This is a genomic window from Elioraea sp. Yellowstone (assembly GCF_006704265.1).
Classification (GTDB): Bacteria; Pseudomonadota; Alphaproteobacteria; order Acetobacterales; family Acetobacteraceae; genus Elioraea.
Genome location: NZ_VIKA01000105.1, coordinates 1 through 11,105 on the forward strand (window position 1 = coordinate 1; position 11,105 = coordinate 11,105).

Below are 11,105 nucleotides of genomic sequence, written 5' to 3' on the forward strand. Positions count from 1 at the left end.
CGGGCGGCCCTGGTTGCCGCCGCGCGGGGCTGATGCCGGCCGCAGCGTCCCCGCCCGCGAGGCCGGCGGGGACGCTGCCCCCTCGAGCGGCGTCCGCAGCAGCGGAGGCCGCTCGCGGCACTCCTTGCGAGCATCGTCGCGCACAGGGGCGGCTCCGGCCGCGCGCGATCGGCTCTAGGCCCTGGCGCGGCCTTCCGCTAAGAGGCCGTCTTCCGGACGGGAGGCCGCCTCTTGACCAAGCCGCTGCCCAACTCGCTGCGCACCGGCCCCGACGAGCGGGGCCATTTCGGCATCTTCGGCGGGCGCTACGTCGCCGAGACCCTGATGCCGCTGATCCTCGAGGTCGAGCGCGCCTACGAGGAGGCCAAGCGCGATCCGGCATTCGACGCCGAGTTCCGCCGCCTGCTCGCCCACTATGTCGGCCGTCCGTCCCCGCTCTGGTTCGCCGAACGGCTGACGGCACAGCTCGGCGGCGCGCAGGTCTGGTTCAAGCGCGACGAGCTCAACCACACCGGCGCGCACAAGATCAACAACTGCATCGGCCAGATCCTGCTGGCGAAGCGCATGGGCAAGACCCGCATCATCGCCGAGACCGGCGCCGGCCAGCACGGTGTCGCGACCGCGACCGTCTGCGCGCTGTTCGGCCTGCCCTGCACCATCTACATGGGGGCGACCGATGTCGCGCGGCAGTCGCCCAACGTGTTCCGCATGAAGCTGCTGGGCGCCGAGGTGAAGCCGGTGACATCGGGCGCGGCGACGCTGAAGGACGCGATGAACGAGGCGCTCCGCGACTGGGTCGCGAATGTCGCCGACACCTACTACCTGATCGGCACGGTCGCCGGCCCGCATCCCTATCCCGCGATGGTGCGCGACTTCCAGTCGGTGATCGGCACCGAGGCGAAGGCGCAGCTCGACGCCGCGGTCGGACGCCTGCCGGATGTGTGCATCGCCGCGATCGGCGGCGGATCGAACGCGATGGGGCTGTTCCACCCGTTCCTGGACGACGCCTCCGTGCGTCTCGTCGGCGTCGAGGCGGCCGGGCACGGGCTCGACAGCGGGCAGCACGCGGCGAGCCTCTCGCGCGGGCGGCCCGGCGTGCTGCACGGCAACCGCACCTATCTCCTGCAGGACGAGCACGGCCAGATCCTCGAGGCGCACTCGATCAGCGCCGGGCTCGACTATCCCGGCGTCGGCCCGGAGCATGCGTGGCTGCACGAGCTCGGCCGCGTCGAGTACGTCGCGGTGACCGATGCGGAGGCGCTGGAGGCGTTCCAGCTCTGCACGCGCACGGAGGGGATCATCCCGGCGCTGGAGCCGGCGCACGCGCTCGCGCAGGTGATGAAGATGGCGCCCGGCATGGACAGGGACGCGATCATCCTGATGAATCTCTGCGGCCGCGGCGACAAGGACATCTTCACGGTCGCCGAGGCCCTGGGGGTGAAGCTGTGAGCCGGATCGCCGCCCGCTTCGCCGCGCTCAGGCGCGAGGGCCGCGCCGGTCTCATCCCGTTCGTCGAGGCCTGCGATCCCGACCGTGCGACCACCGAGGCGCTGCTCGCCGGCTTCCCGGCTGCGGGGGCCGATCTGATCGAGATCGGCATGCCCTTCACCGATCCGATGGCGGACGGGCCGACCATTCAGCGCGCCGGCCAGCGCGGGCTGAAGGGCGGCGCCACGCTCGGCGTCACGCTCGACATCGTGCGCGGGTTCCGCGCCAAGGACGACGCCACGCCGATCGTGCTGATGGGCTACTACAACCCGATCCTCGCCTACGGTGTGGCGCGGTTCTGCGCCGATGCCGCAACGGCCGGCGTGGACGGGCTGATCGTGGTCGACCTGCCGCCCGAGGAGGCCGAGGAGCTCGCCGTTCCCGCCGGCGGGGCGAAGCTCGACCTGATCCGGCTGGTGGCGCCCACCACGCATGACGACCGGCTCAAGGCGGTGCTGACCGGCGCGGGCGGCTTCGTCTACTACGTCTCGATCACCGGCATCACGGGCACGCGCACCGCGACCGAGGAGCATCTCGCGCAGGCGATCCCGCGCGTGCGCGCCGCCACGAGCCTTCCGGTCGCGGTCGGGTTCGGCGTGCGCACGCCCGAGCACGCCGCAGCGGTTGCGCGCCATGCCGATGCGGCGGTGGTGGCGTCCGCGCTGATCGACACGATCGCGGCGAATCTCGACGAGGCGGGGAAGCTCAAGCCCGGCACGGTCGAGACGGTGCTCGACCAGGTGCGCGCACTCGCCGCCGGCGTGCGCGGGGCGCGGGTCGGCCGGGCCGCATGACGGGCGGCCGCGGCATCCCGTGAACCGGGTTTCCTGAGAGTCCCTCGATGAACTGGCTCACCAACTTCGTCCGCCCGAAGATCCGCACCCTGCTCGGCCAGAAGCCGGTGCCGGACAATCTCTGGCACACATGCCCGTCCTGCCAGCAGATGATCTTCCACGAGGATCTGAAGAAGTCGCTGCGCGTCTGCGGGCAGTGCGGCCACCACATGCGCCTGCCCGCGCGCGAGCGCCTCGCCTCGGTGCTCGACGAAGGCTACGCGGTGATCGAACTGCCGAAGGTGCCGACCGATCCGCTGCATTTCCGCGACCAGAAGCGCTACACCGACCGGCTGAAGGCCGCGCGCAGCGAGACCGGGCTCGAGGATGCGGTGCTGGTCGCGCACGGCACGATCGGTGGCCAGAAGGCGGTGGTCGCCGTGTTCGCCTTCGAGTTCATGGGCGGCTCGATGGGCGCGGCGGTGGGCGAGGCGATCCTCGCCGCGGCGCGGCTGGCGGTGCTACAGGAGGCGGCCCTCGTCGTCTTCACCGCCTCGGGCGGGGCGCGCATGCAGGAGGGGGCGGTCAGCCTGATGCAGATGCCGCGCACCGTGATCGCCGTGCGCATGGTGAAGGAGGCCGGGCTTCCGTATCTCGTCGTGCTCACCGATCCGACCACCGGCGGTGTGACCGCCTCCTTCGCCATGCTGGGCGACATCCACCTCGCCGAGCCCGGCGCGATGATCGGCTTCGCCGGAGCCCGCGTGATCGAGCAGACCGTGCGCGAGAAGCTGCCTGACGGGTTCCAGCGCGCCGAGTACCTCCACGAGCACGGCATGGTCGATCTGGTCGTCAGGCGCGGCGAGATGAAGGCGACGCTCGCGCGCGTCCTCCTCCTGCTCGGCGACGCGCGGCGCCTCGAGGCGGAGCGGCCCGCGGCCGAGGTGATCGCGATCCCCGCCGTTCCCGCCCCCTGACGCCTCGATGGCCGCCGCCGATACGGTGATGCAGCGCCTCGCGCGGCTGCATCCCAGGCTGATCGACCTCAGCCTGGGGCGGATCGAGCGCCTGCTCGCGCGGCTCGGCCATCCCGAACGGCGCCTGCCGCCGGTGATCCACGTCGCCGGCACGAACGGCAAGGGCTCGGTCTGCGCCTTCCTGCGCGCGATCGGCGAGGCAGCGGGGATGCGCGTGCACGTCTATACCTCGCCGCATCTCGTCACGTTCCACGAGCGGATCAGGCTGGCCGGCCGCCTGGTGGACGACGCCGCGCTCACCGAGGCGCTCGAGACCTGCGAGCGCGCCAATGGCGAGGATCCGATCACCGTGTTCGAGATCGCGACCGCGGCCGCTTTCCTGCTGTTCGCCGCGGAGCCCGCCGACCTCCTGGTGCTCGAGGTGGGGCTCGGCGGCAGGCTCGACGCGACCAACGCGGTCGACCGCCCGGCCGTCTGCGCGATCACCTCGATCGCGATGGACCACATGGAGTTCCTCGGCGACACGATCGAGCGGATCGCGTTCGAGAAGGCGGGCATCCTCAAGCCCGGCGTGCCGGCCGTGACCGGGCAGCAGGATCCGCGCGCGCTCGGCGTGCTCGCCGCGCGGGCCGAAGCGGTGGGTGCCGCCCTGGCTGCGCGCGGGCACGACTGGACGATCGCGCCGACGGCGACGGGCCTGCGCTACGAGGACCGCGCCGGCGCGCTCGACCTGCCGCCGCCCGCGCTCGCGGGGATCCACCAGCACGACAATGCCGGCATCGCGGTCGCCGCCATGCGCGCCTTCGCCGATCCGCGCCTGACCGCCCGGGCGATCGCGGCCGGGATCGCGCGCGCGGAATGGCCGGCGCGGCTGCAGCGCCTGACGCGCGGCCCGCTCGTCGCGATGCTGCCGCCGGGATGGTCGCTCGTGCTCGACGGCGGCCACAACCCGGATGCGGGCCGCGCGCTGGGGATCCATCTCGCCACCGTGACGGACCGGCCCTGGCACGTGATCGTGGGGATGAAGAGGGGGAAGGGCACGGCGGGGTTCCTCGCGCCGATCCTGCCGCACGCGGCGAGCCTCTGGGCCGTCGCGGAACCCGACCAGCACTTGGCGCAGGCGCCGGAGGAGATCGTCGCCGCCTCGGGCGGGGCGGCGCGGATCGGCCCGCGCGTGGCGGATGCGCTCGCCGCGATCGTCGCGTCCGCCGACCGTCCCGGAAACGTGCTGATCTGCGGCAGCCTCTACCTCGCCGGCGTGGTGCTGCGCGAGAACGGCTGAGCCAGGCGTCGCGCTGGCGCGACGCCTAGCCTCGGGAGGTGGCCGGCTCAGCCGCGGAGCCCGCTCGTGGCGTTCCCACGGCCGACCTTGGTGCCAGCATCGCGTCGAAGCTGGATGCGCCCTCGGAGCCCTGCTGGTCCATCATCTGCCCGCCGCTGTAGAGCGGCATCGCGCGCGAGAGGTCGAACCCGCCGGCGCTCTCGCCCGACTGCGCGCCGACGAAGCCGCCGGCATAGGTGGGCGTGATGAAGCCGGGATGCGGCTGCTCGCCATCGGCCAGCGCCGGCGCGGCGGCGATCGTGAGCGCGGCGAGGGCGGCGAAGAGGGTCTTGGTCATCGGCGTGTCCTTTCCTGGAACGACCCGTCGGGACCGTCCCGGCGGGCGCCCGTGCGCGGGCGATGCCGTGGTTTCGCCATGGCTTGGCGACGGGCTGCGGAGCGGTGGCCGATCGTTTCTATTCGTGCGCGATATGTAACCGGCCGCTTCTCGTGGACGAATGCGCCCCTCGGTCCTCCGCGATCGTCCGCCTGCCGCCGCGCGACGGGCTTGCAGACACTGGGTCGGGGAGAGATACTTGCTTAGAGCAAGCAGTTGATTGCTCCACGGAGAAGGCGACCATGGACGGATCGCTCGACACCCCGCTCGACCGGCAGATCGCCGCGGTGCGCCGCTTCACCCGCTTCTACACCCGTCACCTGGGCGTGCTGCGCGAGGGGCTGCTCGACAGCCCCTTCGCGCTGACCGAGGCGCGGGTGCTCTACGAGCTCGCCCAGGCGCCGGAACTCGGCGCGGCCGAGCTTGCCCGCCGGCTCGCCCTCGACGCCGGCTATCTCAGCCGCATCCTCCGCCGCTTCGAGACCGATGGGCTGATCGCGCGCGATCCCGTGCCGGAGGACGGGCGCCGCGCTACGCTCCGGCTCACCGAGGCGGGGCGGGAGGCCTTCGCCGGGTTGGATGCGGCCTCGCGCGCCCAGGTGCGCCGCCTGCTCGCCGCCCTGCCGGCGTCGGCACGGCCGCGCCTGGTCGCGGCGATGCGCACGATCGAGGCACTGCTTGACACCGATGCGCCCGCACCCTGGCTGATCCGCCCGCTCGGGCCGGGCGATGGCGGCTGGGTGGTCGAGAGCCACGGCCGGCTTTATGCGCAGGAATACGGCTGGAACGCCGAGTTCGAAGCGCTGGTCGCCGAGATCGTCGCGGCCTTCCTGCGCGCGCACGACCCCGCCTGCGAGGGTGGCTGGATCGCCGAACGCGACGGCGCGCCGGTCGGCTCGGTGTTCGTGGTGCGCCAGGATGCGCGCACCGCCAAGCTGCGCCTGCTGCTGGTCGAGCCCGAGGCGCGCGGCCTGGGCATCGGACGGCGCCTGGTCGAGCACGCGATGGGCTTTGCCCGCGGCGTCGGTTATGCGCGCATGACGCTCTGGACCAACGACGTGCTGGTCGCGGCACGGCACATCTACGAGAGCGCGGGCTTCGTCTGCACCGCGCGCGAGCCGCACACGAGCTTCGGCAAGGACCTCGTCTCCGAGACCTGGGAGCGCGACCTCACGCCGGACTGACGCGCGCGCGCCAGAGCCGCACGAGCGGCCCGTCCTCGCCGAACAGCGGATCGGTCGCAGGCAGGGGCACGGCGGCGACCCGCGCGAGAGCGTCGCCCGGCGGCGCCTCGCCGCGCGCGAGATCGGGCTCCGCGCCCGGCGGGTAGAAGCCGACGCAGGCGAAATCAGGGCTGCCCCAGAGCGCACAGTGGCCGACGCCGGCGGGGACCAGCACCGCGTCGCCGGCGGCGAGCTCCACCTTCGCCCCACCCTGGCCGCCGAACTGCACGCGCGCCCGGCCCGCGATCACGCCGAGTGCCTCGTGCGCGTCGGCATGGAAGTGGTGGAACGGATAGACCCCGCCCTGCCAGAACCCGTGCCAGCCGCGTGCGCCCGCAAGCCTGCGCAACGCTGCCGCGGACCGCTCGGCCTCGTCCAGCACGCCGCGATAGACCAGCAGCGGCAGATGGGGGTTGTTGGGCACGCCGCCCGAGGGGGCGGCGAACAGGTGTGTCTCGATCGTCGCCGTCATGCCGGGTCGAGCCGCCAGATCGCGCCCCGCCGATCGTCGGTCAGCAGATAGACCCGCCCGTCGGGGCCGATGCGCACGTCGCGGATGCGCTCGCCGTAGACCGGGATGCGTTCCTCGGCCACCACCCGGTCGCCCTCCAGCGTCAGGCGCACCAGCGCGCGCGCCCGCAGGGCGCCCACCAGCATGCTGCCGCGCCAGCCCGGGAATGCGTCGCCCTGGTAGAAGGCGAGCCCCGAGGGCGCGATCGAGGGCGTCCAGACATGCACCGGGTCCTCCATCCCCGGCAGCGACCGGTGCGGCGTGATCTCGGCCCCGCCGTAGTTCACCCCGAGGGTGACGCGCGGCCAGCCGTAGTTCGCGCCGCGCTTGACCAGGTTGACCTCGTCGCCGCCCTGCGCGCCGTGCTCGTGGAGCCAGAGCTGCCCGGTGCCCGGCCGCACCGCGAGGCCCTGGATGTTGCGGTGCCCCCAGGACCAGATCTCGGGCCGTGCGTCGGTGCGCCCGACGAAGGGGTTGTCCGGCGGCACGCGACCATCCGGGGTCAGGCGCAGGAGCGAGCCGTTGTGGTCGGCGAGATCCTGCGAGCGCTCCATCCGGCCGCGATCGCCGAGCCCCATGTAGATCATCCCGTCCGGACCGAAGGCGAGGCGGCAGCCGAAATGCTGCCCCGTGGTCGCGCGCGGCTCGGCCGCGAACAGCGTCTCGGCCCGCTCGAACCGGTCCTCGGCGAAGCGCGCGCGCACCAGGGTCGAGGAGAACCCGCCCTCGCCGCGCTGCACCTGGCAGAGATAGACCGTGCCGCTGGTCGCGAAGTCCGGGGGCAGCGCGATGTCCAGCATGCCGCCCTGGCCGCGCGCGACCGTCTCGGGCAGGCCGCCCAGCGGAGCCGAGAGCGTGCCGTCCGCGCCGACCAGCCGCACCCGGCCGGGCCGCTCGGTCACCAGCATCCGCTGATCGGGCAGGAAGGCGAGGCCCCAGGGATGCTCCAGCCCCTGCGCCACCGGCGTGATACGGAACGAGGCGCGCTCGGTGCGCACCACCTCCTGCGCGGCGAGCGGTGCCGCAAACGCAAGGCCGGCGGCGGCGACCAGCAGGGCTCTCATGACGACCTCCCCGACGGATGGACCGCCGGGGAGGTGGCGCTGCGGGCGGAGCGGGAAAACCCCCGCTCGCGGCCCTGTCAGCCGATCAGATGTTCTGCTCGACCCAGGCGGTGAGGTTGCTCTTGCTGTCCGCGCCCACCTTGGTCGCGATCGGCTGGCCGCCCTTGAACAGCATCAGCGTCGGGATGCCGCGCACGGCGAAGCGGTTCGGCGTGACGGGGTTCTCGTCGATGTTGACCTTCGCCACGGTGAGCTTGCCCTCGTAGGACTTGGCGATCTCCTCCAGCGCCGGCGCGATCGCCTTGCAGGGGCCGCACCACTCGGCCCAGAAATCCACCAGCACCGGACCCTCGGCCTTCAGCACCTCGGACTCGAAGCTCTGGTCGGAGACGGACTTGGTGTTCGCGCTCATGCGCAGGCTCCCGAGAGTTGCATCGTCGCCGAGGATATCGTGCGGCGCGGGGGGCCGTCCAAGCGGGGGGATGGCTCAGCCCTCCCCTGCGTCGGGCGCGTGGGCGTCCAGCACGCGGTCCGGCAGGGGCATCAGCCGCGCGGCATGGGTCCAGACCAGCGCGCAGCGCACGGCGCGGCCGGGGAAGACTTGGCGCAGCACGGCGCGATACGCCGCCATCTGGCGCAGATAGAGGGGGGCGACCTGCTCGACGCGGTCGGGCGGCGGACGGCTGGTCTTGTAGTCGGCCACCAGCACCGCCTTGGCGGTGACCGCCAGCCGGTCCACCTGGCCGTTGACGGCGCGCGCGCCGATCCGGCCGACGATCGGCGCCTCGGCGAGGCTGCCGGGCGCGAACAGGGGGGCGAAGGCGGGATCGGCGAGGATCGCGAGCGTCTCGTCGACGATCGCCTCGGCCTCGGCCGGGTCGGTGTCATGGCCGGCGAGGAAGCGGCGCGCCGCCGCCGCCCGATCATCGGGCGGGAGGTCCGGCAGGTGCTGCAGCAGCGCGTGGATGATGCGCCCGCGCCGGAAGCGCCGGCCGGCGCGGTCGCCGGGCAGGACCGGGGGGGCAACCGGCGGTTCCTCGCCGTCCTCGCGCGAGGGGCGGATCGGACGCGGCGTCGGCGTCTCGGCCGGGGCCGGCGTCTCGGCCCAGAGCGGCGGGCGGACCAGCGCCGGCGCCTCGGCCTCGCGCAGATCCGGCGCCGGGTCGCGCTCCTGCGGAGCGTCCAGCCGCCACCCCTCGCCCTCCCAGCCGGCCTCGCCGGCCCAGGCGCGGCTGTCGAAGGCGAAGGGCGCCGCTCCCGGCAGGCGGTGGAAGCCGGCCTCCACCAGCCGGTACCAGGAGCCGTCCGCGGGGCCGCGCGCGCGGTACCAGCCGCAGACGATCAGCCGGTCCTCGGCGCGGGTGAGCGCGACGTAGAGCAGCCGCCGGTGCTCGGCATCCTGGCGCGCGCCTTCGGCGGCGAGCAGGTCGTCGAACACGGGATCGCGCAGGTCCGCGCGCGGTGCCCAGAGCGGGATGCGCGGCTGGTGCGGCAGCGTATCGTCCGCCCAGAGCACGGTCTCCTGCACGCGCGGTTCGCGCACGGTGTCGGGCAGGATCACGATCGGCGCCTGCAGCCCCTTCGCCGCGTGCACCGTCATGACGCGCACGGCGTCGCCCGTGCCCTCCTGCTCGCGCTTCACCTCGAGGCCGCTGCGTTCGATCCAGTGCACGAAGCCCTGCAGGCTGGGCGGGGCGAGCTGCTCGTAGTGCAGCGCCTGGGCGAGCAGCTCCTCGATCGGGTCGGCGGCATCCGGGCCGAGCCGCCGGCGCAGCCGCCAGCGGCCGCGCCTCTCGCCCAGGAGATGCGCGAGCACGTCGTAGGGCCGGGCGTAGTCGGCGCGCGCGGCGATCTCCTCGATCAGGCTCGCCGCCTCCTCCCACTCGCGCCGTTCGGCCCTCCGGTCGCGCAGCGCGCTCCAGAGCGTGTAGGGCCGCGGCTTCGCGGGATCGTCGCGGTCGCGCGCGAGCGCGAACAGGCTCTCCTCGTCGACGGCGCAGAACGGGCCGCGCAGCACCTCGGCGAGCGAGAGGTCGTCGTCGGGCTGCAGCGCCGTGCGGCAGAGCGCGAGCACGTCCTGCACCGGCAGGCTCTCGGCGAGGGCAAGCCGGTCCAGCCCGGAGACGGGCACCTGCTCGCGCTTGAGCTCGCGCACCAGCTTGGCGACGAAGGCGTCCCGCCGTCGCACCAGGATCATCACGTCGCCGGCGCGGATGCGGCGTCCGCGCGCGGCCAGCGCCTCGCGGCCGATCCAGGACTTGATGCGCCGCGCGAGCGCGACCGCGAGGCGCTGCGCCGGATCGGGCGGCTCGACCGGCTCGACCACCGGCTCCCAAGCCTCGGGCTCCGGCACCTCGGCGCCGGAGACGAGCGGCCAGAGCTCGACCGACCCGGCATGGCCCGCGCGCGCGGCGCGGTGCGCGATCGTCTCGCCGGCGAGCGACACCCCGCGCCCGGCCTCGGCCGCGAACACCGCATCCGTGAGCGCCAGCACCGGGGCGACGGAGCGGAACGAGAGCGTCAGGCTCTCGGGCTGCCAGCGCGCGCGCGCCTGCCGCGCGCGGCGCTCGAAGATCCCCTTCCAGTCCACGAAGGACTGCGGATCCGCACCCTGGAAGCCGTAGATCGACTGCTTGTCGTCGCCGACCGCGAACATGGTGCGCGGCCCCGGCCGCGCGCCCTCGCCGGTGAAGAACTCCGCCGTGAGCGCGCCGACCACCGCCCACTGGTCCGGGTTGGTGTCCTGCGCCTCGTCGAGCAGCACGTGGTCGATGCCCTGGTCGAGCTTGTAGTGCACCCACTCGACCGCGCCGTCGGTCTCGAGCAGGCGGCGCGCCGCGGCGATCAGGTCGTCGTAGTCGAGGGCCGCGCGCGCATCCTTGGTCTCGCGGTAGCGGCCGATCACCGGCAGGCCCACATGCGCGAGCGCGGCGGAGGCCTCGGCGAGACGGACCGCGCGCAGCCGGCGCTCGACCTCCAGCACGCGGTCGGCCTCGGCGGCGGCGATCGCGAAGGCGTCGGCGCAGAGCGCCCGCACCGCCTTCGGCGCCACCGACTTCTCGGCGCGCGGCGTGCCGGTCCTGGTCAGGAACAGCAGTCGGTACGCATCCCACCGCGCCGCGCGCGCCGCCACCGCGGCGTCGAGCCAGGCGCGCAAGGCGTGCCCGCCCTCCGCCTGCGCGCCGTTCGCGCCGATCCAGGCGGCGGCGAGCCGCGCCAGCGCATCCGCCACCGCGGCCGGCGGATCGCAGGCCTCCGCCAGCAGGGAGGCTTCGGTGTCGTCGATGTCGAGCCCGAGCACGCGCCGCTGCGCCGCCGCCACCCCTTCGGGGCTGTTGCCGATCGCGGCGAGTCCGAGCCTGCCGCGCGCGGGCAGCACGGCGGTGGCGGACGGATCGGTCCGTGCACGGC

The 11,105-nt window shown here is 73.8% G+C and carries 10 protein-coding genes; 5 read left to right on the forward strand and 5 right to left on the reverse strand.

The window, feature by feature from the left end; genetic code table 11:
* Nucleotides 1-231: 231 nt before the first annotated feature.
* From trpB to FK498_RS13625, 4 genes are read left to right on the forward strand one after another with little or no spacing between them, the layout of a single operon-like run.
* Complete coding sequence (trpB, locus tag FK498_RS13610) at nt 232-1,449, forward strand: tryptophan synthase subunit beta (protein ID WP_141855425.1); 1,218 nt, start codon at nt 232-234, stop codon at nt 1,447-1,449.
* Nucleotides 1,446-2,282, forward strand: coding sequence for a tryptophan synthase subunit alpha (trpA, locus tag FK498_RS13615; protein ID WP_141855427.1), 837 nt, complete (start codon nt 1,446-1,448; stop codon nt 2,280-2,282). The genes trpB and trpA overlap by 4 nt, the downstream gene beginning before the upstream one ends.
* A gap of 47 nt (nt 2,283-2,329) precedes the next feature.
* Nucleotides 2,330-3,238 carry an acetyl-CoA carboxylase, carboxyltransferase subunit beta gene (gene accD / locus FK498_RS13620; protein ID WP_141855429.1) on the forward strand — a complete coding sequence of 303 codons (909 nt, stop codon included), beginning with the start codon at nt 2,330-2,332 and terminating at the stop codon, nt 3,236-3,238.
* Between the two features lie 7 nt (nt 3,239-3,245).
* On the forward strand, nt 3,246-4,520 hold the full coding sequence (locus FK498_RS13625; protein WP_141855431.1) for a folylpolyglutamate synthase/dihydrofolate synthase family protein: 1,275 nt from the start codon (nt 3,246-3,248) through the stop codon (nt 4,518-4,520).
* Between the two features lie 25 nt (nt 4,521-4,545).
* Here the strand turns inward: FK498_RS13625 and FK498_RS13630 are convergent, their stop codons facing one another.
* A complete protein-coding gene (locus FK498_RS13630) occupies nt 4,546-4,857 on the reverse strand; it encodes a hypothetical protein (protein WP_141855433.1) in 312 nt (103 codons plus the stop codon).
* A 281-nt stretch (nt 4,858-5,138) separates the two neighbouring features.
* Here FK498_RS13630 and FK498_RS13635 point away from each other — a divergent pair, with 281 nt between their 5' ends.
* Nucleotides 5,139-6,080, forward strand: coding sequence for a helix-turn-helix domain-containing GNAT family N-acetyltransferase (locus FK498_RS13635; protein WP_141855435.1), 942 nt, complete (start codon nt 5,139-5,141; stop codon nt 6,078-6,080).
* On the opposite strand, the gene FK498_RS13640 is transcribed toward FK498_RS13635, so the two are convergent.
* The 4 genes from FK498_RS13640 to addA form a co-directional block, all read right to left on the reverse strand.
* Entirely contained in the window at nt 6,067-6,591 is a 525-nt protein-coding gene (locus FK498_RS13640) for a cupin domain-containing protein (protein ID WP_141855437.1), read from the reverse strand. The genes FK498_RS13635 and FK498_RS13640 overlap by 14 nt on opposite strands.
* Complete coding sequence (locus FK498_RS13645) at nt 6,588-7,694, reverse strand: PQQ-dependent sugar dehydrogenase (protein WP_141855439.1); 1,107 nt, start codon at nt 7,692-7,694, stop codon at nt 6,588-6,590. The genes FK498_RS13640 and FK498_RS13645 overlap by 4 nt, the downstream gene beginning before the upstream one ends.
* Nucleotides 7,695-7,779: 85 nt before the next feature.
* Nucleotides 7,780-8,106, reverse strand: coding sequence for a thioredoxin TrxA (gene trxA, locus FK498_RS13650; protein ID WP_141855441.1), 327 nt, complete (start codon nt 8,104-8,106; stop codon nt 7,780-7,782).
* A gap of 75 nt (nt 8,107-8,181) precedes the next feature.
* The coding region (gene addA, locus FK498_RS13655) for a double-strand break repair helicase AddA (protein WP_141855443.1) at nt 8,182-11,105 on the reverse strand (2,924 nt) is incomplete at its 5' end.